Origin of the sequence: Burkholderia sp. ZZQ-2 (assembly GCF_050768715.1) — a bacterium.
Lineage (GTDB): Bacteria > Pseudomonadota > Gammaproteobacteria > Burkholderiales > Burkholderiaceae > Burkholderia > Burkholderia cepacia.
The window spans coordinates 39,492-63,817 of the sequence record NZ_LDVA01000246.1; the positions used below are offsets into that span (position 1 = coordinate 39,492).

The 24,326-nt window shown below is 68.4% G+C and carries 25 protein-coding genes and 1 tRNA gene; 10 read left to right on the forward strand and 16 right to left on the reverse strand.

Annotated elements, in window-relative coordinates:
• The first annotated feature begins 65 nt into the window (after positions 1-65).
• The 3 genes from selA (at position 66) to ABY44_RS16740 (ending at position 3,554) form a co-directional block, all read left to right on the forward strand.
• On the forward strand, positions 66-1,505 hold the full coding sequence (gene selA / locus ABY44_RS16730; protein ID WP_060173173.1) for an L-seryl-tRNA(Sec) selenium transferase: 1,440 nt from the start codon (positions 66-68) through the stop codon (positions 1,503-1,505).
• Entirely contained in the window at positions 1,502-3,427 is a 1,926-nt protein-coding gene (gene selB, locus ABY44_RS16735) for a selenocysteine-specific translation elongation factor (RefSeq protein ID WP_027791169.1), read from the forward strand. Before selA ends, selB begins: the two co-directional genes overlap by 4 nt.
• A 31-nt stretch (positions 3,428-3,458) precedes the next feature.
• A tRNA-Sec gene (locus tag ABY44_RS16740) sits at positions 3,459-3,554 on the forward strand.
• A gap of 87 nt (positions 3,555-3,641) precedes the next feature.
• Here ABY44_RS16740 and ABY44_RS16745 read toward each other — a convergent pair.
• The 9 genes from ABY44_RS16745 to ABY44_RS16785 form a co-directional block, all read right to left on the reverse strand.
• On the reverse strand, positions 3,642-3,896 hold the full coding sequence (locus tag ABY44_RS16745) for a tyrosine-type recombinase/integrase (protein ID WP_060173174.1): 255 nt from the start codon (positions 3,894-3,896) through the stop codon (positions 3,642-3,644).
• Entirely contained in the window at positions 3,790-4,308 is a 519-nt protein-coding gene (locus ABY44_RS16750) for a hypothetical protein (protein WP_155637937.1), read from the reverse strand. Before ABY44_RS16750 ends, ABY44_RS16745 begins: the two co-directional genes overlap by 107 nt.
• A gap of 140 nt (positions 4,309-4,448) precedes the next feature.
• On the reverse strand, positions 4,449-4,763 hold the full coding sequence (locus ABY44_RS16755) for a hypothetical protein (RefSeq protein ID WP_155637938.1): 315 nt from the start codon (positions 4,761-4,763) through the stop codon (positions 4,449-4,451).
• 65 nt (positions 4,764-4,828) lie between these two features.
• Positions 4,829-5,671, reverse strand: a complete 843-nt coding sequence (locus ABY44_RS16760; RefSeq protein WP_414143093.1) for an ABC transporter permease — start codon at positions 5,669-5,671, stop codon at positions 4,829-4,831.
• Complete coding sequence (locus ABY44_RS16765; RefSeq protein WP_060173177.1) at positions 5,643-6,833, reverse strand: ABC transporter substrate-binding protein; 1,191 nt, start codon at positions 6,831-6,833, stop codon at positions 5,643-5,645. The genes ABY44_RS16760 and ABY44_RS16765 overlap by 29 nt, the downstream gene beginning before the upstream one ends.
• A gap of 28 nt (positions 6,834-6,861) precedes the next feature.
• Positions 6,862-7,626, reverse strand: a complete 765-nt coding sequence (locus ABY44_RS16770; RefSeq protein ID WP_060085010.1) for an ABC transporter ATP-binding protein — start codon at positions 7,624-7,626, stop codon at positions 6,862-6,864.
• Positions 7,623-8,702, reverse strand: a complete 1,080-nt coding sequence (locus ABY44_RS16775; protein ID WP_060173178.1) for an acyl-CoA dehydrogenase family protein — start codon at positions 8,700-8,702, stop codon at positions 7,623-7,625. Before ABY44_RS16775 ends, ABY44_RS16770 begins: the two co-directional genes overlap by 4 nt.
• Positions 8,699-9,265 (reverse strand): carboxymuconolactone decarboxylase family protein, encoded by a 567-nt coding sequence (locus ABY44_RS16780; RefSeq protein ID WP_059694345.1) that lies wholly within the window; start codon positions 9,263-9,265, stop codon positions 8,699-8,701. The genes ABY44_RS16775 and ABY44_RS16780 overlap by 4 nt, the downstream gene beginning before the upstream one ends.
• A 91-nt stretch (positions 9,266-9,356) precedes the next feature.
• A complete protein-coding gene (locus ABY44_RS16785) occupies positions 9,357-10,337 on the reverse strand; it encodes an AraC family transcriptional regulator (protein ID WP_226112631.1) in 981 nt (326 codons plus the stop codon).
• Positions 10,338-10,626: 289 nt separating this feature from the next.
• Here ABY44_RS16785 and ABY44_RS16790 point away from each other — a divergent pair, with 289 nt between their 5' ends.
• Complete coding sequence (locus ABY44_RS16790) at positions 10,627-10,839, forward strand: hypothetical protein (protein WP_027791181.1); 213 nt, start codon at positions 10,627-10,629, stop codon at positions 10,837-10,839.
• Between the two features lie 78 nt (positions 10,840-10,917).
• Here ABY44_RS16790 and ABY44_RS16795 read toward each other — a convergent pair whose 3' ends face one another.
• The 3 genes from ABY44_RS16795 to ABY44_RS16805 all read right to left on the reverse strand — a co-directional run bounded on the left by ABY44_RS16795 (position 10,918) and on the right by ABY44_RS16805 (position 14,294).
• The gene (locus ABY44_RS16795) at positions 10,918-11,343 is read right to left on the reverse strand and encodes an NUDIX hydrolase (protein ID WP_060085013.1); all 426 of its coding nucleotides are present in this window, start codon (positions 11,341-11,343) and stop codon (positions 10,918-10,920) included.
• Between the two features lie 455 nt (positions 11,344-11,798).
• Positions 11,799-13,187 carry a nucleobase:cation symporter-2 family protein gene (locus ABY44_RS16800; RefSeq protein WP_027791183.1) on the reverse strand — a complete coding sequence of 463 codons (1,389 nt, stop codon included), beginning with the start codon at positions 13,185-13,187 and terminating at the stop codon, positions 11,799-11,801.
• 150 nt (positions 13,188-13,337) lie between these two features.
• A complete protein-coding gene (locus tag ABY44_RS16805; RefSeq protein WP_060173180.1) occupies positions 13,338-14,294 on the reverse strand; it encodes a LysR family transcriptional regulator in 957 nt (318 codons plus the stop codon).
• Between the two features lie 103 nt (positions 14,295-14,397).
• On the opposite strand from ABY44_RS16805, the gene ABY44_RS16810 reads away from it, so the two are divergent.
• Positions 14,398-15,135 carry an SDR family oxidoreductase gene (locus ABY44_RS16810; RefSeq protein ID WP_060173181.1) on the forward strand — a complete coding sequence of 246 codons (738 nt, stop codon included), beginning with the start codon at positions 14,398-14,400 and terminating at the stop codon, positions 15,133-15,135.
• Between the two features lie 8 nt (positions 15,136-15,143).
• Here ABY44_RS16810 and ABY44_RS16815 read toward each other — a convergent pair whose 3' ends face one another.
• Positions 15,144-16,130, reverse strand: a complete 987-nt coding sequence (locus ABY44_RS16815; RefSeq protein WP_060173182.1) for a LysR family transcriptional regulator — start codon at positions 16,128-16,130, stop codon at positions 15,144-15,146.
• A gap of 133 nt (positions 16,131-16,263) precedes the next feature.
• Between ABY44_RS16815 and ABY44_RS16820 the strand changes: the two genes are divergently transcribed.
• The 3 genes from ABY44_RS16820 (at position 16,264) to ABY44_RS16830 (ending at position 18,712) form a co-directional block, all read left to right on the forward strand.
• Positions 16,264-16,980 carry an SDR family oxidoreductase gene (locus ABY44_RS16820; protein WP_060173183.1) on the forward strand — a complete coding sequence of 239 codons (717 nt, stop codon included), beginning with the start codon at positions 16,264-16,266 and terminating at the stop codon, positions 16,978-16,980.
• Between the two features lie 242 nt (positions 16,981-17,222).
• Entirely contained in the window at positions 17,223-17,555 is a 333-nt protein-coding gene (locus ABY44_RS16825) for a putative quinol monooxygenase (protein ID WP_060173184.1), read from the forward strand.
• Complete coding sequence (locus tag ABY44_RS16830) at positions 17,555-18,712, forward strand: iron-containing alcohol dehydrogenase (RefSeq protein ID WP_060173185.1); 1,158 nt, start codon at positions 17,555-17,557, stop codon at positions 18,710-18,712. Before ABY44_RS16825 ends, ABY44_RS16830 begins: the two co-directional genes overlap by 1 nt.
• A 214-nt stretch (positions 18,713-18,926) precedes the next feature.
• On the opposite strand, the gene ABY44_RS16835 is transcribed toward ABY44_RS16830, so the two are convergent.
• A complete protein-coding gene (locus tag ABY44_RS16835; RefSeq protein ID WP_027791195.1) occupies positions 18,927-19,835 on the reverse strand; it encodes a LysR family transcriptional regulator in 909 nt (302 codons plus the stop codon).
• 174 nt (positions 19,836-20,009) lie between these two features.
• On the opposite strand from ABY44_RS16835, the gene ABY44_RS16840 reads away from it, so the two are divergent.
• Positions 20,010-20,594 (forward strand): putative glycolipid-binding domain-containing protein, encoded by a 585-nt coding sequence (locus tag ABY44_RS16840; protein ID WP_060173186.1) that lies wholly within the window; start codon positions 20,010-20,012, stop codon positions 20,592-20,594.
• Positions 20,595-20,630: 36 nt separating this feature from the next.
• Here the strand turns inward: ABY44_RS16840 and ABY44_RS16845 are convergent, their stop codons facing one another.
• The gene (locus tag ABY44_RS16845; protein ID WP_027791197.1) at positions 20,631-21,623 is read right to left on the reverse strand and encodes a sulfonate ABC transporter substrate-binding protein; all 993 of its coding nucleotides are present in this window, start codon (positions 21,621-21,623) and stop codon (positions 20,631-20,633) included.
• Between the two features lie 342 nt (positions 21,624-21,965).
• Positions 21,966-22,373: a DUF427 domain-containing protein gene (locus ABY44_RS16850; RefSeq protein WP_048026487.1), complete on the reverse strand. Its 408-nt coding sequence runs from the start codon at positions 22,371-22,373 to the stop codon at positions 21,966-21,968.
• A 265-nt stretch (positions 22,374-22,638) separates the two neighbouring features.
• Between ABY44_RS16850 and ABY44_RS16855 the strand changes: the two genes are divergently transcribed.
• A complete protein-coding gene (locus tag ABY44_RS16855) occupies positions 22,639-24,300 on the forward strand; it encodes an ABC transporter substrate-binding protein (RefSeq protein ID WP_060173187.1) in 1,662 nt (553 codons plus the stop codon).
• Positions 24,301-24,326: the final 26 nt, after the last annotated feature.

Here is a 24,326-nt window from a genome sequence, read left to right on the forward strand (position 1 = left end):
GCCGGGGCGGCGCGCGAGCGCCGGCGCCGGCCGACTGCGAAGCATGAGACTGGAGCCACCACGACGTGACCGAACCCGGTTTGAATGAACTGAATGCCGTGCTGGCGCGTGTGCCGTCGGTCGAGCGCGTGCTGTCGTCGGCACCGCTGCAACCGCTGCTCGCCGACTACGGCCGCACGCGCGTGCTGAACGCCGTGCGCGCGGAGCTCGAACGCTGGCGTACCGCCGCGCAGCACGATCCGGCGGGGGCCGAACCGCTCGACGAACCGCGCATCGCCGCGGCCGTCGCGCGCGCGCTGGCCGCGCAGAGCGCGGGCGCGGTGCGCACCGTGTTCAACCTGACCGGCACCGTGCTGCACACGAACCTCGGGCGCGCGCTGTTGCCCGACGACGCGGTGCGCGCGGTGGTCGACGCGCTCACGCACCCCGTCAACCTCGAATTCGACCTCGCCACGGGCCGCCGCGGCGATCGCGACGACCTGATCGACGATCTGCTGTGCGAACTGACGGGCGCGGAAGCCGCGACCGTCGTCAACAACAACGCGGCGGCCGTGCTGCTGGCGCTGTCGGCGCTGGCGACGAAGCGGGAAGTCGTCGTGTCGCGCGGCGAGCTGGTCGAGATCGGCGGCGCATTCCGCATCCCCGACATCATGAGCCGCGCGGGCGCCAGGCTGCGCGAAGTCGGCACGACCAACCGCACCCATCTGCGCGACTACGCGGAGGCGATCGGCCCGCGCACCGCGCTGCTGATGAAGGTGCACTGCAGCAACTACGCGATCAGCGGCTTCACGAAGGAGACGTCGCTCGCCGAACTCGCGCCGCTCGCGCGCGAGCACGGGCTGCCGGTCGCCGTCGATCTCGGCAGCGGCACGCTCGCCGACCTGACGCAATGGGGCCTGCCGCACGAGACGACCGTGCAGGAAACCGTGGCCGCCGGCGCAAACGTTGTCACGTTCAGCGGCGACAAGCTGCTTGGCGGGCCGCAGGCCGGCCTGATCGTCGGCGATCGTGCGCTGATCGCGAAGATCAAGAAACATCCGCTCAAGCGCGCGCTGCGCGTCGGCAAGCTGACGCTCGCGGCGCTCGAACCCGTGCTGCGCCTCTATCAGTCCCCCGAGTTCCTGCGCGACCGGCTCACGACACTGCGCCTGCTGACGCGCCCGCACGGCGAGATCGCAGAGGCCGCCGAACGCGTGCGGCCGGCGCTGCAGGCCGCGCTCGGCGGCGGTTTCGACGTAGCGGTCGAGCCGATGTTCAGCCAGATCGGTAGCGGCGCGCTGCCGGTCGACCAGCTGCCGAGCGCCGGGCTCGTCGTGCGCACGGCGGACGGCAAGCGCGGCGGCCGCGCGCTCGCGCAGCTCGAGAAGCGGCTGCGCGAATGGCCGCGCCCGGTGATCGGCCGCGTGGCCGACAACGCGCTGCGGCTCGACCTGCGCTGCCTCGAAGCGGCCGACGAGGCGGCGTTCGTCGCGCAATGCGTGCCGCTCGCGGGGCCCGCTGCATGATCGTCGGTACCGCCGGACACATCGACCACGGCAAGACGACGCTGGTGCGCGCGCTGACGGGCGTCGATACCGACCGCCTGAAGGAAGAGAAGGCGCGCGGCATCTCGATCGAACTCGGTTATGCGTATACGCCGCTCGACAACGGCGACGTGCTCGGCCTGATTGACGTGCCGGGCCACGAGAAGCTGATTCACACGATGGCGGCCGGCGCGTGCGGGATCGACTTCGCGCTGCTCGTGATTGCCGCCGACGACGGCGTGATGCCGCAGACGCGCGAGCATCTCGCGATCCTGCAACTGCTCGGCGTCACGCATGGCGCCGTCGCGCTGACGAAGTGCGATCGCGTCGACACCGCGCGCGTGGCCGAGGTGCGCGACGAGATCGCCGCATGGCTGAACGATTCGACGCTGGCCGGCGTGCCGATCTTCGAAACGCGGGCGACGGCCGTGGACGATCCGGGTGTCGCCGCGTTGAAGCGTCACCTGGCCGACGCGGCGATCGCGTGGCGCGCACGCCGCGACGACGGGCTGTTCCGGCTCGCGGTCGATCGTGTGTTTACGCTCACGGGGCAGGGCACCGTCGTGACGGGCACCGCGTTCGCGGGCCGCGTCGCGACCGGCGATACGCTCGCGATCGTGCGCACGGGCGGCGCGGCGCGCGTGCGCAGCATCCATGCGCAGAACCGGCCGGTCGAGTCCGGCCGCGCGGGCGAGCGTTGCGCACTGAACCTGGCCGGGGTCGACAAGGCCGATGTCGAGCGCGGAGATACCGTGGCCGATGCGCGTCTCGTCGCGACGTCGCCGCGTCTCGACGTCGAATTGACGCTGCTCGCGGATGCGGGGCTGACGCTCACGCACTGGGCACCGCTGCACGTGCATCTCGGCACGCTGCATCGCGTCGCGCATGTCGCGCTGCTCGACGGCGATACGCTTGCGGCCGGCCAGCGGATGCGTGTGCAACTGGTATTCGACGAGCCGGTGTTTGCGTTGCCGGGCGACCGGTTCATCGTCCGCAATCCGCAGGCGACGCGCACGGTCGGCGGCGGCCGCGTGCTCGACCCGTTCGGGCCGGCGCGCAAGCGTCGTACGCCCCAGCGCCGCGCGTGGCTCGACGCGCTGGCCGAATGGCTCGACGCAGGACGTCTCGATGCGCTGCTCGCGCAGGCGCCGCTCGGCGTCCCGCGCGCGATGCTCACGCATCTGACGGGTTTTGCGCCGAACGCGCTGGTTTTGCCGGATGACGCGCTGGCGATCGGGCAGCGCGATGCCGCGTCGAATGACGGCGCGGTGATTGCCCATGCGCACTGGCGTGCGCTGCAGACGCGGGCGATCGATACGCTGCGCGCGTATCACGAGCGCATGCCTGACGAGCAGGGGCTCGACGCCGCGCGGCTGCGTCGGATGGCGGCGCCGCTCGCCGGCGATGCGCTGTGGCGTGCGCTCGTCGATGCGCTGGTGACCGGCGGCGAAGTGGCCCGAAGCGGGCCGTGGCTGCACCTGCCGTCGCATTCGGTGAGCCTCGAGCCGCGCGAGGAAGCGCTGGCGCAGCAACTGCTGCCGCTGATTCATGCGGGGCGCTTCGATCCGCCGTGGGTGCGCGACCTGGCCCGCGACACGGGGGCGGCCGAGGACGCGGTGCGCACCTTGCTGCGCAAGCTCGCACGGCGCGGCGACGTGCACCAGGTCGTGCGCGACCTGTTCTATCACGCGGACGTCGTGCGCGAACTCGCGGAACTGGTTGCGCATCTCGCGCCGTCGCGCGACGGCGGGCTCGATGCCGCGACGTTCCGCGACGCGACGGGGCTGGGCCGCAAGCGTGCGATCCAGATTCTCGAGTTCTTCGACCGGGTTGGGTATACTCGCTTCCACCGCGATCTCCACTTCCTGCGGCCTGACAGCGGTTGGGCGGGTATTCAGGCGTAGGCGCTCGTTGTTCTTTGTTTTTTCCCACGACGGAAGGCATTCGTATCCGGTGGTACGGCTGGACTTCAAATCCAGTTGGGGGTGTCAGACACTCCCGGGTAGGTTCGACTCCTGCTGCCTTCCGCCACAATGGTTTCGGGCGATTTGGGCTGCTCCGAACGGGGCGGCCTTACGCTAAGGGTGTGGGTTTTTCTGCCCGATTCGTGCAGCTGGATCACGACCGTCCGATCTTCTTGACGGCTTCTGCGAGGCGGTCGGTCACCAGGTGAGCGTATCGCTTGGTCGACGTAGTCGTCTCGTGTCCCGGTACCTCAGAGACCGTATAGAGGTCGATGCCGGTATTGATCATTTCTGAGGCGGCGCTATGGCGGAGATCGTGAAACCTCACCCTCAGGTGGCCCGATTTCCGGCGAGCCTTGATTGCCGCTACGAATAACATGAATCGAATGTCCTCGCGGGTCATGTCCATTGCATTCAAATTCGATATGGGTGCCGCAGCTAAAGCAGCCCGGCTCTTGTGTTTCGTGCCCGGTCTCGCGTTGATTATCCCGAGGATTGCATACGCGTGCGGTGACGGTAGCTGTGCGGCTGGTTTGGCGATCTATCTGCTTCTTGGATTGGCCGCAATATGGCTTGTCTTCAGCATCTTTATGTTCTGGTGCTTCCGGAAGTATCGGATGCGCAAGCGACTCGGATTGACGCTGCTGATCGCATTTGGGCCGCTTATTTGGCTCGTGATCGTGATTTTGCTGGAGATGCTGCAAGACCAATTCAATTGATGCTTTGGGCGGCACCTTGAATTCGCACCGCGTCTGCGTCTTGCCGCCTTCGAGGAGGGCGCGCACCATCGGGCCGCTGAAAAGGATAAGGCGTTCGGTCACGCTACGATCCATCGAGAGTGACGCGGGAGATATGCACGGCAGCGAAATACCATCACATCCGGGAAGAAGTTGACGGCTATACGGTTGCTGGAACTATCACTGAGCACAACGCCAATTGCTGGTCGATTGAGTTCGAAGTGTCAGGACGGTCGCATCGTCATGCCGCTCACCGAAGATAAGACACGTACCTCTTCGACCGACACTGAAGCAGCCGATGCGATCGAGCGAAAGGCGTGTGATCGTATCGCCGGAGCTAGATAAACCGTGCCCGGCCACGATGCATCTCCTGCGCGGGCGGTGTCGAGGTCCGCGCCATTGGGCACGACGTTGTCGGGCGTCTTTCCGGCAAATACTCCATCGGCACTATCCGGCACGGAAACAGTTGCGTACTGAAACAATGCTTGATCCGTTTCAAGTCGCGCAAGCTTTCGTCGACAGCCACCTGCCAGGATCATTGCAAACACTGCTGGACACGGTAGATGTCGAACGTTACTAGGTCTTCGCTTCAGCAACCTACCGATCACCCCCCCGGCATATCGCTCGACAGCCGGGCCGCGACCGCGCGCGCGGCCAGATCGAGCAGGAAACCGAGCACGCCGATCACGAGGATCACGGCCGTCAGCTCCGAATACGCGAGCCGGTCGCGCGTGTCGAGAATCAGGTAGCCGAGCCCCGCGCTCACGCCGAGCATTTCCGCCGGAACCAGCACGATCCACAAGATGCCGATCGCGAGGCGCACGCCGGTGAGCACATGCGCGGCGATGCCGGGCACGTAGACGTGCCAGAGCATTTCCGCGCGCGTGGCGGCAAGGCTTTCGCCAAGCTGGACCCAGCGCCGGTCGAGATGCGCGACACCCGATGCGGTGCTCATCACCAGCGGCCACACCGCGGCGAAAGCGAGCAGGAAATACACCGCGCGATCGCCGACGCCGAGTGACATCACCGCAAGCGGCATCCACGAAAGCGGCGAGATCATGCGAAGAAACTGCAGCGTCGGCGACAGCGTCCGTTCGAGCCAGCGCAGACGGCCGATCGCGAATCCCAACGGCACGCCGACTACGAGCGCCCACGCCAGCCCGACGGCGATGCGCCTGAGGCTGGTCGCCGCATGCACGAGCAACTGATCCTCGGTGACGAGCGACGGCAGCGCTTCGAACGCACGCTGCGGCGCGAACTGCGCGGCCATCGCGTTGTGGCCCGCGAGCAGCGTGACGGCGAGCCACCACAGCGCCAGGGCGGCCGCCAGTCCCGCACCGCCCAGCACGATGCTGCGCCAATGCGCGGACGCGGGCACCGGACGCCGCGCCGCCGACGACGTTTCCCGAACGAGCACGCTAGACAACGATCGTCTCCTTGCGTGCATAGCCGCCATCCTGGCCGAACGCGGACAAGCCGCCCAGCGCTTCGATGCTCTTCTTCACGAACCGGTCGTCGACCAGATCGCCGGCGACCCGTTTCGGATCGAGCGACGCGAGGAACTGGCTCGCGCCTTCCACCTGGGTCGTCTTCAACCGGCGCACGAGTTCTTCCGTGTAGCTCGGATACGGATACGGCTGGAAGTCGATGCGTTTCACTCCCCAGTTCGCGTGCTGGATCGCGCGATCGCCGAGATAGCGCCCCTGATCGGCTGCTTGCGGCGCGAGCACGCGTGCGAGCAGTTGCGAAGGATGCGGCGTGTAGCGGTTCGGGCCTTCCTTCGACAGCAGCCTGGCCGCCTCTTGCGGATGGGCGCGCGTCCACAGCTGGGCATTGACGATCGCATCGACGACCTTCTGCGACCACGCCGCGCGTTGCGTCAGGTCCTGCTCGTGCATGAAGATCACGCAGCACGCGTGGTTGCGCCACACGTCGCCGGTGAAGCGGAGAATCTTGCCGACGTTCAGCTGCTCAGCGGCCGCGTTGAACGGCTCGGCGACGATATATCCGGCGATCTTTTTCGACGCCAGCGCGGGCGGCATGTCGGACGGCGCCATCACGACCAGGTTGACTTCCTTCGGCCCCGGCTGCCCCGACTGCTTGAGCACGGGCGCGAGACCCTGCGCGCGCAGCAGGTCCTGCAGCACGACGTTATGCACCGAATACCAGAACGGCACCGCAACCGTCTTGCCAGCGAGGTCCGCCACGGTGTTGATGTCGGGCGCAACCGTCAGCGCAGAGCCGTTCACGTGATTCCATGCGACGACCTTCGCGGGCGCCTTGCTGCCGTAGCGCGCCCACACGGTCATCGGCGACAGCAGATGCACGACGTTGACCTGTCCCGACAGAAACGCCTCGACCAGCTGCGCCCAGCTTCGCAGCAGCGTCGGCTTCTCCGCCTGGATGCCGGCCGCGTCGAAGTAGCCGTTGTTGTGTGCGACGAGCAGCGGCGCCGCATCGGTGATCGGCAGGTAGCCGATGCGCACGGGTGCATTCGGATCGGCTGCCGCGCGCGCGCCGGATGCTTTCAGCAGCGGCGCCGCGCCCGCGACGGTAAAGAGCGACGCGAGCTTCAGCCATTCGCGTCGTGACATCGGTACGTTGCACATGAGGATTCCCCGCGGGTATCGGCCGGATTCAGGCTGCTGCTGAAATCGAGTTCTGCAGCGCCTGGAGAATGGAGATGCGCAGCTCGCCGAGCGAGCGCACTTGCGTGTGCCGCGGCTGCGGCAGTTCGACGGCCCAGCGTCCGACCAGCGTGCCGCGCTTGCCGAGCAGCACGATCCGATCGGCGACGAGCAGCGCTTCGTCGATATCGTGCGTGACGAGAAGCGCAGACGCGCCGGTGTTGCTCACCGCGGCAATCAGGAGCTGCTGCATGTCGGCGCGGGTCACTTCGTCGAGCGCGCCGAACGGTTCGTCGAGCAGCAGCGCGCGCGGCGCCCGTGCCAGGCAGCGCGCCAGCGCCGCGCGCTGTGCCATGCCGCCCGACAACTGCGACGGCAGCGCGTGCCGTGCATGGTCGAGCCCGACGGCGGCCAATGCGTTCGTCACGCGTTCCTTGCGGTCCGCACGTGTCAGGTGCGGTTGACGCGCGAAGGTCAGCCCGAACCCCACGTTCCGCTCGACCGTGAGCCACGGCAGCAGGCACGGGTCCTGAAACGCGAGGGCGACCTCCGGGCGCGGGCCGTCGACGGGCTCGCCATCGACGCGAATCGTGCCGGATGCGGTTCGCGTCAGGCCGGCGATGGCCCGCAACAGCGACGACTTCCCGCAACCGCTCGGCCCGAGCAGCGCAACGAGTTCGCCGGGCGCAACCGACAGGTCGACGCCGTTCAGCACGCTGCGCGATCCGTACCGCAACGTGACGCCGTTCGCGACGATGTGCGCGCCTTGCGTCATGCTGCCGCCGCCCGTCGATGCCGCGCGAGCTGCGATTTCAACTGCACGAGGCTCGGCGTCACGATCGGGATGAACGACGCTTCGCGCACGCGCCGCGCGCTGCCGCTCTGGCCGCGCAGATAGCCGCGCCCTCCGGTCGCTTGCACTTCGAGCGAGACCGCCTGCGAGACGGTCTCGACGAGCGCGATGCGCAGTTCGAACATCGTCGCGGGCGCGTGGAGGAAGGTGCCGTCGAGCACGCCGCGCTTCAACTGGGCGGCCTGATCGGCGAGCGTCGTTTCGAGTTCGCGAATTTCCGCGCCGATCGACGCGCGCGACGGCTCGCTGGCATCCAGCGTGGCGAGCAACGCGCGCCGCGCCAGCCCGATCGACATCCCGCATTGCAAGCCGAGAAACGCCGGGCGCACGCGCGCGAGCCAGGCCGGTGCGTCGGCCGCGAGGCGGTACGATTCGTCGAGGACGGTATCGCTCACGCGCAGCGCAGCCGTATTGCTTGCGCGCAGGCCGATCAGGTCGAGATCGTCGCTGCGTTCGACGCCTCGCGCGTCGTGCGGAATCGCGAAGACGGACGGCGGCGTGCCGTCGTCGTGATCGAATGCGGCCGCGGCGATGAAGCCTTCGCGCCGCAGGTTCGTGATCCACGGCAGGCTGCCGTTCAGCACGAACGCGTTGCCGCTGCGGGCCGCATGCATCTGCAGCGGCTCGATGTCGGACAGATACTTCATCGCGTTCGAAAGACCGGTGGCGCCCGCCACTTCGCCGTCGAGCAGCGGCGTCAGCCAGCGCGCACGGAGCGCGTCGTTGTCGCTCTGCAGTACGTATTCGATGAAGGTGCGATGTCCCCACAGCACGAATGCGGCCGTCAATGAGCGTTGCGCGACGGCGGCCACCGTGTCGATCGCGTCCGCGATCGTGCCGCCCGTGCCGCCCATGACCTCCGGCACACCGACGGCGACGGTGCGCGAGCGCACCAGCTGCGGCAGGATGTCCGCCGCCCGCGACGGGTCGACGTCGAGCGCGTCGGCATTTGCTTCGAGCCATGCGTCGAACGCATCGGAGCTCGCCGGCGCGGTCATGCTGCGCGCGCCGTCGGCTCCCAGCGATACGCTTCGAGCTGCGGATTCAGTTCGTTGCGCGCCAGGTTGTTCGCGAAGTTGCAAAGCGTCGCGAGGCTCACGCCGAGTACCACTTCAAGCGCGCCGGCATCGCTGTAGCCGGCCGCCTTGAACGCGGCGAGCGCTTCGTCGGACACGGCGCCGCGCGTTGCGATCACGTCGCGCGTGAACGTGGCGACCGCATCGAGGCGCGCGTCGGACAGCGGGCGCTGGGCGCGGACCTCGTCGACGAGCGCGGCGGGCAATTGCGCCTTCTTCAGCGCGACGGCCGTATGGCCGGCCACGCAGAAACCGCAGCCATGAACGGCGGCGGCGGTGATCTGCACGATTTCGCGCTCGGCCAGCGTGAGGCCGCTGCGCGAATTGATTTCGCCGACGGTCAGGTACGTTTCGAGCGCAACCGGTGCATTGGCGAGTGAGGCTACAAGATTCGGCAGGAAGCCGTTGGCGGCTTGCGACTTCTGGAGAAACGGGCGGCTGGCTTCGGGCGCGCTTTCGACGGTTTGGAGGGGCAGGCGGCTCATGGCATCCTCGATCGGAAAGCCGTCATTGTTGGCGGCGCCGGTCGAGCCGGCAATGCGCGGCCGTCTCTGTTTCATGCGCGTTTGTCTTGCGTCAATGCACGGGTGTCGCGCCGGTGCGCTCCGGGGCGCGGCGGCAGGTGCCGGGCGGCAGGCCGGTGACGCGCTTGAATGCCTGCGCAAAGGCGGATTCCGACTGATAGCCGACATGCTCGGCCGTGCTGAGCGTGGATGCCCCCTGCCGCAGCATCTCGGCCGCGACCTTCATGCGCAGCAGCGCAAGGAACTGCGCAGGCGGCTGTCCGCATGCCTGCGCGAACTGCTTGCAGAAGCGCGCGCGGGACATGTGGCAAAACGCGGCCATCGTGTGCGTGGTCCAGTCGTCGCCGGGTTTCTCGATGATCGCGCCGACGAGCGGCGTAAATTCGGCGCGCCGCATGACCGACCACAGGCCCGGCGCAAAATCGTCGCTGCTCGCGACGGCACGCAATGCATAGAAGAACAGCGCATCCGTCAGACGATTGACGAGCGGCGACGGTGCATCCTGGGCACGCGCCGCTTCGGTGCGGATCAGGTCGAACAGCGTGCGCGCGCCCGCCAGCTTCGCGTCGTCGTGGCGCGCCAGGAGGTGATCGGGCATCAGGCCGGCGATCGCGTCGCCAAGATCGGAACGAAACTCGAAGAAACCGCATGCCAGCGCGACGTCGCCCGGTGACGACGCAGGCTCGGCAAGCGGTGTCATCGTGCCGATCCGTACCGTGTATTCGTCGTCGGACGGCGCAACCGCGTCGGGCGTCAGGCAATGCGTCATGTCGTGCATCAGGAACACCGCGTCGCCGGCGACGAGGCGCGTGCTTTGCGCGGCACGGCCGTTCCGGGCGGGCAGGTGCAACCAGCATGCGCCTTCGAGCACGAGGTGGAAGCTCGCGCGCTGATGGCCGGCCGTCGATGCGCGATAGACGCCGCAATACCGGCCCACGTGAAACAGCGTGCTGCGCAGTTCGAGTCCGGAGAGCAGCCAGTCGGCGGCCTGTTCGGCGGAGTTCGGCATGGTGGGCGAAGGCGGGGAAGCCATTGGGAAGTCGACGGCGGGTTCCGAGCTTAGCGCCGCGACGTTGCGCGGTAAAACAAGCGATCGTGGAATGCATATGGGCGTGCGGCATATGCGTTCTTCGGTGGCCGGCGTCGGCTCGGCCGAGCCGGATTGCCGATCAGCCCACCCAGGCGGCCGCGATCGATAAAACTTGATCGGTAGAAGCACTAAAGCTTCAATGATTTTTTTCCGGGCTATAGTGGAATCACTGAAGGTAGACGCGGCGTGCTTTGCCGATACCGTTCAGGTAATGACTGTAGACGGGTGCTGCATGAAAAATAACATCGACAAGACCGCCGGGCCGATCTGGGGCGTGGCTGCAGGATTGCTTCTCGCGGCCGCAGGATTGAGTCTCGGCATATTCCCGACGTCCCTGCACGGTTCGGGTAGCGCAAACGACTTCATGGCGTCCGGTGCCGCGATGCTGGGCATTTTCCTCGTCGTCTATTCCACGCGCGAATTGCGCAGGAAGCGCATGCACTGAGCGGTCGCGCGTCGCGCGGGTTCACGAACAGCGACGCGAGCCGGCCGCCGGCCGGGGCATGCGCTCGTCCGTCGCGCGCTACGCCTTGCGGATTTCGTGTTGATGGACGAGTTCGACGATTCGCTTCGTCGGAATGCTTGCGCGCAATCCGTCGACGCCGTCGATCGGAAACCACTTGCATTTCTCGATCTCGTTGTTCGCTTGCGGCGTCTGGTCCGGGCCGACTTCCGCGAAGAACACGTGATGGATCTTTGCGAGCCCGGTGAACTGCATCGAATAGACGAGCGTCTGGCCGGTTATGCCGGTTTCTTCGGACAACTCGCGATGCGCGGCTTCGAGCGGCGATTCCCCGCGCTTGATCGTGCCGCCGGGAAGGGCCCAGCGCGACGCCGCGCGGGCGACGAGCAGGACGCGTTCACCGCGGTAGCAGACGACGGTCGCGCGTTCCTTGACGGGGACGGCGGGCGTCTCGGGGGTGTTGTTGGGGGCGGGAACTCGGGGCATGTCGTGATTCTAACCAGCACAAATCGATCGGCCAAGGCGGCATGACCGGGTTTGACCTTTGATCGCCGCCGACACGGGGTCGATAACCCCGGTGCACGTCGAAAGCGTAGTTCGGCGTGCGCGTCTCGTGGCGTGTGACGTGTGGCTTGTGCCGCGCCGGACGCCCTTGCGATGGCGGGCTGGTGCCGGTTCACGACGTGGTGGCTGTCGTGCGTACGCTGCTGCAATTGTCCGATGCCGCGTTCGTACGGGAACCGGTGATGCCGGCGATAGCGGACGGGTGGTTCCAGGTGTGACGCGGCGCCGCGTGGAATCAGGGCAACGGGTGGTGCGAGCGGAATCGGCCGGTTGGCGATACGCCGATCGCGTTGCCCGCAGCGAGAGCCGCGGGCGCCGGCCGGTACGACGCGCGGTGCGGCCCGTCTGGCGCACCGCGCATCGTGCGGATCATCCGCTTACTTCTTCTCCGGCAGGAACCAGTTCATCACGAGCGCGCAGATGCCGCCCGTCGCCACGCCCGATTCCAGCACGTTCTTCAGTGCGTGCGGCAGGCTGTTGAGGATGTCCGGCACCTGCGACACGCCGAGGCCGAGCGCGAGCGACACCGCGATGATCAGCAGCGCGCGGCGATCGAGCTGGACGCCCGCGAGGATGTTGATGCCCGATGCGGCCACCGCGCCGAACATCACCATCGCCGCGCCGCCGAGCACGGGTTCCGGCACGGCCTGCAGCACGCCGGCGACGACCGGGAACAGGCCGAGCACCACGAGCATCCCCGCGATCCAGATGCCGACGTGGCGGCTGGCGACGCCGGTGATCTGGATCACGCCGTTGTTCTGCGCGAACACCGAGCTCGGGAACGTGTTGAACACACCGGCCAGCAGCGAGTTCGCGCCGTTGACGAGCACGCCGCCCTTGATCCGCTGCATCCACACCGGGCCTTCGACCGGCTCGTTCGAGATCTTGCTGGTGGCCGTGACGTCGCCGATCGCTTCGAGCGACGTGACGAGGTAGATGATCAGCATTGGCACGAACAGCGACCACGAGAAGCCGATGCCGAAGTGCAGCGGCGTCGGGACCTGGAACAGCGCGGCCTGGTGCATGCCGGTGAAGTCGAGGCGGCCGAGGAACGCGGCTGCGAGATAACCGATGACGAGCGCGATGACCAGCGCGGTGCTGCGCACCCACACGATCGGCACGCGGTTCAGCAGGATGATCGTGCCGAGCACGAGGCCGGACAACGTCAGGTTCTCCGCGCTCGCGAAGGTGCCGTTGGCCATCGCGCCGAAGCCCCCGCCCATGCTGATGAGGCCGACCTTGATCAGCGTGAGGCCGATCAGCAGCACGACGATGCCGGTGACGAGCGGCGTGATCAGGCGCTTCACGAACGGCAGGATGCGCGACACGCCCATTTCGACGAACGACCCCGCAATCACGACGCCGAAGATCGCGGCCATCACGGTTTCGACCGGCGTGCCTTGCTTGACCATCAGGCTGCCGCCGGCGATCAGCGGGCCGACGAAGTTGAAGCTCGTGCCCTGGACGATCAGCAGGCCGGCGCCCAGCGGGCCGAAGCGCTTGCACTGGACGAAGGTGGCGATGCCGGAAATCACCAGCGACATCGACACGATGAGGGTCGTATCGCGGCTGGACACGCCGAGCGCCTGGCAGATCAGCAGGCCGGGCGTGACGATCGGCACGATGATCGCCAGCAGGTGCTGCAGCGCTGCGACGAAGGCGACCATCGGCGCCGGCCGGTCGTTCGGGCCGTAGACGAGGTCGCGGGCCGCATCTGCGGCGTCGGCGCCATGGGCGGCGGGTTGGGCGGAGGAGGCGGGTTGCATGGCGAGCGGGCCGGACAAGGTGGAAAGTGCGGCATTTTAGCCGAACGGCCTGCCGCCGCCGCCGGGGGCGCCGCAATAGCGGGAATTCGGCGGATCGGGAAAACGGTGGCGGATCGGCGCCCGGCCGGCCGTGACCGCGACGCCCGCCGGTCAGCGGGGCTGCCGCGATGCGCGCGCGGCCGGGTTGGCGGTCGCGGCGGTCGTCGCATGGAACCCGGGCAGCCCGGGAATCCGCTGCTCCATGAACTGCAGGAACGTCCGGGTCCTGAGCGGCAGATACCGGCGCGACGCATACACGAGGTGCAGCGCATGCGGCGGCACCATGTCCCACTTCGGCAGCAACCGGACGAGCTGCCCGCTGTCGATCAGGTCCTGAACCAGCCACGCCGGCCCGCTGCCCACCGCGTTCCCGGCGAGAAAGCATTCCCGCAGCGCCATCGAGCTGTTCACGCGATACCGGCCGCGCACCGGAACGGCGACCTGCTCGTCGCCGCGGGCGAATGCCAGTTCGTTGCCGATGTCTGCGCGTGCGTAGCCGACGTACTCGTGCCGCGCCAGGTCTTCCGGCCGGCGGAGCCTCGGTGCCTGCGCGACGTACTTCGGCGTGGCGACCAGCAGGCGGGGCGACGACGCGATGGGGCGCGCCACGGCATCCGGCGGCAGCAGATGGCCGAGGCGAATGGCGACGTCGACGCCTTCTTCGACCAGGTCGATCACACGGTCGGTCAATTGCAGCTCGACCTCGATCTCCGGCCATGCGGCGAGGAATTCGAGCACGAGCGCGTTCAGCCTCAGCTCGCCCAGCCCCATCGGCGCATTGACGACCAGCTTGCCGACCGGCCGCACCGTTTGCCCGCGCACCTCGGCCACCGCGCTCGCGTATTCGTCGATCACGCGCTTGCAGCGATCGTAGAACCGGCGGCCTTCGTCGGTGGGCGCGAGGCTCGTGGTCGAGCGTTCGAGCAGGCGGACGCCCAGTTCCTTTTCGAACGCGGCGACGATCTTGCTGATCGTCGGCTGGCCGGTGCCTTCCTCGCGCGCGACCGCCGAGAAATTGCCGAGCTCGATGGCGCGGACGAACACGCGCATGGATCGCAGCGATTCCATCTTATTCCTTCGGGGAATGAACCTTATTCAAGTCTCCCACGTTCCTGCGCAATGGAGAATGACCTAACGTTCGCGAACCTTCAATCCCTGACGAGGAGTCGACATGAACGAGGTAACGCAATCTTCGGCACTGGACGGTGCGCACGTCGTGGTATTCGGCGGAAGCTCCGGAATCGGCCTCGAGGCCGCGGCCGCCGCGAAGGCGAAAGGCGCGGGCGTCACGTTGGTCGGCCGGACCCGCGCGAAGCTCGAGGCCGCCGCGCAAGCGATCGGCGGCGCGCGCATCGCGGTGGCCGACATCGCGGACCGGCAGGCGGTGCAGGCCGTATTCGACTCGCTCACGCGCGTCGATCACCTGGTCGTCACGGCCGGCCGGTTCATTGCGGGCAAGCTGAACGAGACCGATCCCGATCAGTTGCTCGCCGCGCTGCAGGAACGTATCGCCGGGCCGGTCTACGCGATCCGGGCCGCGTTGCCGCTGATGCCGGCGACCGGCTCGATCGTGCTGACCGGCGGGCAACTGTCGGATCGTCCGGCCGCGCACGGCACGTCCGTCATAGCCGCCGCCGTGCGCGGCGTCGAGGCGCTGGCGCAGTCGCTCGCGCTGGAACTGAAGCCGATTCGCGTGAACGTCGTCGCGCCCGGCTTCGTCGAGACGCCGCTGTACGACGCGTTCGGCGCGGAAGCGCGCGACACGATTCTCGCGGGTGCGGCGTCGGCTTTGCCCGGCGGCCGGGTCGGGCGCGCCGATGAAGTGGGGGAGGCGATCGCGTTCCTGCTGGGCAACGGCTTCATGAACGGCGAGATCCTGCACATCGACGGCGGCGGCCGGCTGGTCTGAGCCGCGTGTCAGCCTGCGGCGCGCGGGCCGGTGCGCCGCGCCGGCGTGCGCGATGTGTGCGGTGTGCGGGTATCCGGATACGCGCGCTGGCAGACGGCGATGACCGCATCGCGCAGGCGGCGATGCACGGGGTCGCCGTGCATGCGCGGATGCCACAGCGCGGAAACGAGGATCCCGGGCAGGCGCACCGGGATCTCGAAGCTGCGCAGCCCGAGGGCGTCCGTGAGCCCCGGTGAGAATGCGTTGCCGAGGCTCGAGCGCGGCACGAGCGCGATCAGGTCGGTGCTGGCCGCGACACGCATCGCATCGGGGTAGCCCGGTACGACGACGCGCACGGCGTCGCCTTGGCCGGCCCTGTCGGCCGGGTCGTCGGCCGGCCCGCCGAAATCGCCGAGCTGCGACGCGATCACGTGACGGCAGGCCGCATAACGCGCGGGCGTGATCCTGCCCGATGCGAACAGCGGATGCCCGGCGCGTGCCACCGCGACGTGCCAGTCGTGGAACAGCATGCGTGTGTGCAGTTCGGGGGCATCGTCGCCGCGTTTGCCGATTTCCAGATCGACGGCGCCGTCGCGCAGCGCTTGCGGATCGCGGTCGGGTTTCGGGACGAAGCGGACCCGCACTTGCGGCGCGATTTCGCCGAGTGCGGCGACCACTGGGCCGGACAGCATTTCCATGAACGATGCGGCCGCGCGGATGGTGAACGTGGACGCGTGCGTCGCCAGATCCACGTCGGCCGTTGCCGGCCGCAGCACCGTGCGCGCATCGGTTGCGATCGCGTGCACGCGGTCGCGCAACGCGGCTGCGTGCGGCGTCGGCACGAGCTTGCGCCCGGCGCGCACGAGCAGCTGATCGCCGGTGGACACCCGCAGCCGCGTGAGCGTGCGGCTCATCGCGGACGTGCTCAGGCCGAGCCGGCGCGCGGCGCCGGTCACGCTGCCTTCCGACAGCAGCACGTCGAGCGCGGTGACGAGGTTCAGGTCGATGTCTTCCATGGCGACAGGATACGCCACGGCACGATGTGACATGGTGTTAGATGCAACTATGGTTTGAGTCGGGTGCGTCTGGCGCCTGTCTGGACGCGCACCTATAGTGGCTGCATGACGCAACCCGGCAAAGGCGGACACCATGCAATCGACTGTATCGAGTAAAAACGCACCGACGATCCTGCTCGTCGCGGCCTCGCGCGGGCTCGGGCTCGTGATGGCGGAGCAATTCCTGAGCAAGGGCTGGAGCGTCACGGGCACCGTGCGGGAAGGATCGGGGCGCACGCGCCTGCACGACCTCGCCGACCGGTTCGACGGCCGGCTCGACATCGAGACGCTCGACATCTGCGAGCCGGCGCAACTGGCGGCGCTGCGGGAGCGGCTGTCGGGCCGGCGCTTCGACATGCTGTTCGTGAATGCGGGAACGACGAACGAGCCGACCGAAACGATCGGCGAAGTGACGACCGACGAGTTCGTGCGCGTGATGGTCACGAATGCGTTGGCGCCGATGCGCGTGATCGAGACGCTGCAGGATCGCGTGACCGCGGGCGGCCTGATCGGTGCGATGTCGTCGGGGCAGGGCAGCGTCGCGAACAACGTCAGCGGGATGCGCGAGGTCTATCGCGGCAGCAAGGCCGCGCTGAACCAGTTCATGCGCAGCTTCGCGGCGCGCCAGGCCGATACGCGGCGTGCGATGGTGCTGATGGCACCCGGCTGGGTCCGCACGGAGCTGGGCGGGCCGGATGCGCGCCTGACGATCGAGGAAAGCGTGCCGAGCCTCGTCGACGTGCTGGTCGCCAAGCGGGCGCGCCCGGGGCTCGAGTATCTCGACTATCTGGGGCGGACGGTGCCGTGGTAATCGTTGCGGCGATGCAGCGCGTGGGTGGCGGCCCGTTGCGATCCGCCGTGCCGTGAACGGGGCACGGGTTTCGCCGGGCTTTTTGCGGCCCGATGCCGGCTCTGCGAAGACCGTGCGGATTCAATACAATGCGACGACAAGCCAGTGACACGGCGTTGCGCCGTCGCGTTCGAATCCCCCGGTTCGCCGCGCATCGTGTGCGTCCCCGTCGTGACGGCCCCCAGTCGAACACGGAGCGCAACATGAACGAACCCTACCTTCAGGTCATCGCGCATTTCTTCGCCAAACCGGGCAACGGCGACCGCGTGATCGAACTGCTCGCGGAACTCGCGCCGGCGACGCGCACCGAGCCGCAGAACCTCGACTACGCGTATTTCCGGTCGGCGGAGGACCCCGACCACATCGTGATCCTCGAACGCTACCGCTATGCGGACGGCCTCGACGTGCATCGGGATACGCCGCATTTCCAGCGGATCGGTGTCGGCGCGATCTTTCCGTTGCTCGATCGCCGCGACGTGTTGCGCTTCATGGTGCAGCCGGACACCGGCACGGCGACGTCGCCGGGAGGTGCCTGATGAACCCGTTTCAATTCCGCACCGTGCCGACGCAGGTCGTCGAATTCGGCGCCGCGCGCCGGCTCGGCGCGTTGTTGCGTGAACGCTTTCCGGCGCTCGTGCGGCTGTGCGTCGTCACCGATGCGTTCCTGCATCGCAGCGGCGTGCTCGCGCCGTCGCTGGAGAGCCTCGCCGCGCACGGCTGGCAGGTCACCGTGATCGACGACGTGATCGCCGATCCGCCCGAGCAGGTGGTGCTCGACGCGACCGAGCGGGCCGTCGCGGCCAATGCGGAGATCGTGCTCGGCCTGGGCGGCGGATCGTCGATGGACGTCGCGAAGCTGATCGCGGTGCTCGCGCCCGGGCAGCAGGCGCTGGCCGACATGTACGGCGTCGACAAGGTCACGAGCGCGCGGCTGCCGCTCGTGCAGATACCGACGACGGCCGGCACGGGCTCCGAAGTGACGGCCGTGTCGATCGTCACGGTCGGCGAGGCGCGCAAGATGGGCGTCGTGTCGCCACACCTGTTCGCGGATGTCGCGATCCTCGACGCCGAACTGACGCTCGGCCTGCCGCGCGCGGCGACGGCCGCCACGGGCATCGACGCGATGGTGCATGCGATCGAGGCCTACACGTCCGCGCGGCTGAAGAACCCGGTGTCCGACATGCTGGCCGTGCACGCGCTGACGCTGCTGTCGCGCAACCTGCTCGCGGCGTGCGACGACGGCCACGACCGCCACGCGCGCGAGGCGATGCTGGTCGGCGCGATGTTCGCGGGGCAGGCGTTCGCGAATGCGCCGGTCGCGGCCGTGCACGCACTGGCTTATCCGGTCGGCGGGATCTTCCATGTGCCGCACGGGCTGTCGAATGCGCTCGTGCTGCCGCACGTGCTGCGTTTCAACGCACCGGCCGCCGCACCGCTGTATGCGGAACTCGCGGCGATCGTCGCGCCGTCGGCGACGGGCAGCGACGAAGCGCGTACGCACGCGCTGATCGGCGAGATCGACCGGCTGATCGCCGCGACGGGCATTCCGCGCACGCTGCGCGAGGTCGGTATCGGCGAGGCCGACCTGCCGAGGATGGCGTCGGACGCGATGCTGCAGACGCGCCTGCTCGTGAACAATCCGCGCGAGGTGACGGAGGCCGACGCGCTGGAGATTTACCGGCAGGCGTGGTGACGGGGCGGGCGTGCGCGTCGCGCCGCCCGCCATGCATTCATGTCGCGATGCGCGCGCCGCCCGCCGCGCGGGCCGTGCCGCGCCGCGTGCGCATGCGAGCGCAACGGCCGCGGGCCCGCATCCGGCCCGCGGGCGTGACGAGCAATGCGTCGCGTTCGACGCTCACGTGAAGGAACCGGGGAAGTCGCGGCAGGCTTGACGGCGGCTGCCGTCGTCAGCGGGCAGGGCGGGCCAGCAGCGGCGGGATGTCCTGCTTCAGCAGATCGACGACGGCCCGGACGCGCGGCGGCAGCGGCCGCTGCGCGTGGACGAGCACGTTGAGCGCGAAGTCGGGAATCGCGTAGCGCGGCAGGAGCTCGACGAGCGTGCCGGCCGCGAGCGCGTCGGCGCAGGCCGGGTGCTGGACCACGCCGATCCCGCCGCCCGCCGCGATCGTGTCGAACATCGGCCGCCAGTGGCTCGTCGTCATGATCGTGCGGATGCGCGCGTATTCGAGCGGGCCGCCGTCGTGCTGCACGGGCAGCCGTTCGCTTGCGAAGACGCCTTTCACGCGGATGAACGGATGGTTGGCCAGATCGGCCGCCGTGTCGATCGGGCCGCACCGGTCGAGATACGACGGCGCGGCGACGAGCCGGCGGCCCACCGTGCCGACCGGGTGCGCGACGAACCCGCCGTCGCCGAGCTGTCCGACGCGGATCGAGATGTCGACGCCTTCCGTGACCGGATCGACGATGTCGTCGTTCAGGACCAGATCGATGTGCAGGCCCGGATACGCGGTGCGGACATGCATCAGCACGCCCGGCAGCACGACCTCGCCGAAGCATTGCGGCGCCGCGAGCCGGATCGTGCCGTCGAGCGCGGTTTCCGTCTTCGAGACCGATGCGACCGCATCGTCGGCCGCTTCGAGCAGCGCCTTGCTGCGGTCGTAGAAGATCCGGCCTTCTTCCGTGCACACGAGGGTGCGCGCACTGCGCATCAGGAGCCGTGTGCCGAGATGCTTCTCGAGCCGTTCGATGCGCTCGCTGACGGCCGGCTGGCCCATGTCGAGATCGCGCGCCGCGCCGGACATCGTGCCGCGCTCGACGACCCTGACGTAGATGCGCATCGTCGCCAGCAAATCCATGAAGTCGCGCCCCTTGTCCGGTTCCGGTTGATGCCGATCGACGGATGGTACCAAAGCACGGCTGACTGAAGGTGTGGAGCGACCCGATACTGACCATCGGTTGCGCAAGCCGCGTGTGTTCGCCGGTGCGATGGGCGACAATCGGCTTCCGTGCGATCGACTGGAGACGATGACATGACGCGACAGGATGAAGCGGTGCGCACGCGCTGCGTCGCATGGCAGATCGTGCGGACCTGGCAGGCGGCCGAATGGTGCAGGCTCGTCGAGTCGCGAACGGGTATCGGCTTGTCGGGGTCGGTGTCGGGCGCGATCGACGGCGCGCCGTTTCGTGTCGATTACGCAATCTCGTGCGGCGCCGACTGGCTCACGCGCGCGGCGCGCATCACGCAGTGGGGCGGCACGCAGCCGCCACGGCAGCGGGATATCGCGTGCGACGCAGGGCGCTGGACGATCGACGGCGTCGACGTACCGGCGCTCGCGGGCGCGACCGATATCGATCTCGGTTTCAGCCCGTCGACGAACACGTTGCCGATCCGGCGGCTCGGGCTGGCCGTCGGCGAGGCGGCCGTGATCCATACCGCGTGGCTGCGCTTCCCCGAATTCGAGTTCGTGCGCGGCGAGCAGCGTTATACCCGCACGGCGGAACACGTGTACCGCTACGAAAGCGGCACGTATGCGGCCGATATCGCGGTCGACGAAGCGGGCCTCGTCACCGACTACGACGAATGGCGGCGCATCGGCGCGGCTCCCGCGCGCTGATGCACGCGTGCCGCGCCGTGCGTCGGCGGCAGTGCATCAGCGTGCGCTGGCCACCGACAGCTTGCCGGGAATCAGCTTCAGCGCGCTGAACGCGTCGGCGATGTTCTGCTGATATGCGAGCGTCGCGTCGCTGATCGGCTGCACGCCATAACCGGCGCGCTTGAGCGCGACTTCGAGCGTCGGCGCGTCGAGGCCGACGAGCGGCGACAGTTGCGCGGCGACTTCCGCCACGTGGTCGCGTGCCCAGCGGTCGACCGCGTCGACTTCGTCGAGCAGCGCGCGCAGCACCTGCGGATGAGCGGCCGCGTATTTTCGTGCGGCGAGGTAGTACTGCGTATTGCGCACGAGCCCTTCGCCGTTCGCGATCACGCGCGCGCCGATCTGCCGCTCGGCGGCGGCCAGGTACGGATCCCAGATCACCCACGCATCGACGTTGCGCTGCACGAACGCGGCGCGCGCGTCGGCGGGCGTCAGGTAGATCGGCTGGATGTCGGCATACGTCAGGCCCGCGTGTTCGAGCGCCTTCACGAGCAGGTAGTGGACGTTCGAACCTTTGTTGAACGCCACCTTCTTGCCGCGCAGCTGCGCGACGTTGCGGATCGGCGAATCGGGCAGCACGACGATCGCCTCGCCCTGCGGCGCGGGCGGCTCGTTGCCGATGTAGACGAAATCGACGCCGCCCGCCTGCGCGAAGATCGGTGGCGTCTCGCCGACCGTGCCGACGTCGATCGCGCCGGCGTTCAGGCCCTCGAGCAATTGCGGGCCGGCCGGAAATTCGAGCCATTGCACCGTGACGCCCTGGCTCGCGAGCCGCTTTTCCAGCGTGCCGCGTGCCTTGAGCACGACGAAGTTGCCGTATTTCTGGAAGCCGACGCGCAGCCGCGTGCCGCTGTCTTGGGCGTGCGCGGGCAGGCCGGCGAGCGGGCCGAGCGCGAGCCCGGCCAGCCCGGCGGCCGCGCCTTGCAGCCACTGGCGGCGCTGCGGGTTCGCCGGTGTCGGTTCAACGTCTGCGTGCGGTGTGTCGTTCATCGAGGCGTCCTGCGGGCGAAGGAGCGGGCCGCGCGCGAAAGGCGACGCGGTCGGCGCAGGGCGGGGCCGGATGCGGGCGCTGCACGCCACGGGCCGGCCCGCGCCGGACTCGTGACGATACGTCCGCCTGCGTTGGCGGCCAACCAACGAATGCGCATATGCAAATCAGCGGTGGACGCGTTGCCGGCGTTCGATCCGGCGATCAGTGCAGAAACCCGCAGCGACGAGCCAAATCGCGGCCGGAACGGGGCGGCATGGCCGGCCGCCCCGGAGAAATCGCCGCCTCGCACGCGCGGCCGCCCGGCGCGCGACGAGCCGCTGCCTGAACCGCTGCCGCGACGCTCAATCGGAGCCGGTCGGGCTTTCCTCGATCGAATCGACGCGATCCGGATAGAACGCGAGGTGCCCGCGGATCGCGTCGACGGCCGGATAGGGCGCCTCGTAGGTCCAGACGGCATTGACCGCGCGTTCGCCGCCGACCGGGATCGAGTAGTACGCGCAGTCGCCCTTGTACGGGCAGTAGGTCGCGTGATCGGTGCGCAGCAGCAGCGTCAGGTCGGCGTCCTCGCGCGGGATGTAGAGCACGGCCGGGTAGGCGGCTTCGCGCAGCGCCAGCGCGCGGCGCGTGTCCGCGACGATCCGGCCGGCCGCCTTGACCACGACCCGCCGCGGGTGCGATTCGATCGTGATCGGGTGATCGGGGCCCGGCGTCTTCACCGGGCGAGCAGGCGTATCGGGGCTGACAGGCATGGTGTGTCCTCCTGGAATCGGCGGCGCGACGGGATGCGCGCCGGCGTTGGCCAGCCGATACGATGCGCCCATTTCGGCGAACCTGCACGGGGCCGGAAGAGACCACGCGCGCCACGTGCCCGACGCTCGCACGGACATCCCCGTGCCGCGGCGGCGGGATGCCGATCCAGCGATAAGCAACGCGCAATTAATTGGTAAGCGATCGGCGGGCGACGCGCGAAGATCGGCCGTCGTCATTTGCATGACAGCCACCGATTCCGCCACCATGAAGACCTCTTTCGTTTCGCCCGCCGCGCCTCGCGTGCGGAAACTACCACGCGCCGCGACGGCCCTGCGCTGCATCGCGGCGTCGCTGCTGCTCGCCGGCGCGGCCACGCAGGCGCTGGCCGCGCCCGCCGGCAAGACGCTCGTGTATTGCACCGAAGGCAGCCCGGCCGGCTTCGACCCGGGCCAGCACACGACGAGCACCGATTTCGACGCGAGCACGTTCACGATCTACAACGGGCTCGTGCAGTTCAGGCGCGGCACGCTCGATCTCGAACCGTCGCTCGCGACGAGCTGGGACGTGTCGCCCGACCAGCGCACGATCACGTTCCATTTGCGGCGCGGTGTGAAGTTCCAGACGACCGCGTGGTTCAAGCCGACGCGGCCGTTCCAGGCCGACGATGTCGTGTTCACCTTCCGCCGGATGCTCGATCGGGACGATCCGTTCCGCAAGGCCTATCCGGTCAGCTTTCCGTATTTCAGCGACCTCGGTTTCGACCGCAACATCGAACGCATCGACAAGGTCGACGACTACACGGTGCGCTTTGTGCTGAAGACGCCCGACGTCGTGTTCGTGCGCAATCTCGCGATGGCGTTCGCGTCGATCCTGTCGGCCGAGTACGCGTCGCAGCTTGCGGCGCGTCACCGCGAGGCCGACATCAACCAGTTCCCGGTCGGCACGGGGCCGTTCCTGCTGCGCACGTACCAGAAGGACGCGCTGATCCGCTACGACGCGAATCCGGACTACTGGAAGCCGGACGACGTGAAGCTCGCCCATCTCGTGTTCGCGATCACGCCCGATCCGGCCGCGCGCCTGCAGAAGCTGGTGTCCGGCGAATGCCAGGTGTCGGTGTTCCCGCGGCCAGCCGACCTCGACACGGTGCGGCGCGACCCGAAGCTGTCGTTGTTCTCGGGGATGGGTTTCAACGTCGGCTTCGTCGCGTACAACACGCAGCATGCGCCGCTCGATCGCGTCGACGTGCGGCGCGCGCTCGACATCGCGATCGACAAGTCGGCGATCGTGAAGACCGTGTTCAACGGCGACGCGAAGATCGCGACGAACCCGATGCCGCCCGCGCAATGGTCGTACAACCCGCGCCTGAAGGATGCGCCGCGCGATCCGGCGGCCGCGAAGGCGCTGCTCGCGCAGGCCGGTTTCCCGAACGGCTTCGACCTCACGCTGTGGGCGATGCCCGTGCAGCGCCCGTACAACCCGAATGCGCAGCTGATGGCGCAGTTGATCCAGCAGGACTGGGCGAAGATCGGCGTGCGCGCGAAGATCGTCAGCTACGAATGGGGCGAATACAACCGCCGCGCGAAGCTCGAAGGGCAGCACGACGCGATCCTGTACGGCTGGTCGGGCGACAACGGCGATCCCGACAACTGGCTCGGCACGCTGCTCGGTTGCGACGCGGTGCACGGCAGCAATCTCGCGAAATGGTGCAACCAGGATTTCGAACGGCTGGTGGACGCCGCGCGTTCCAATGCGGACGTCGCGAAACGCACGGCGCTGTACGAACAGGCGCAGGTCGTGTTCAAGGACCAGGTGCCGTTCACGCCGATCGCGACGTCGATCGTGTCGCTGCCCGTGTCCAAGCGCGTGCACGGGCTGACGTTCTCGCCGCTCGGCGGGCACCGTTTCGACGGGGTCTGGCTGGATTGACGGACGGGCCGCGCACGCGCGCGGCC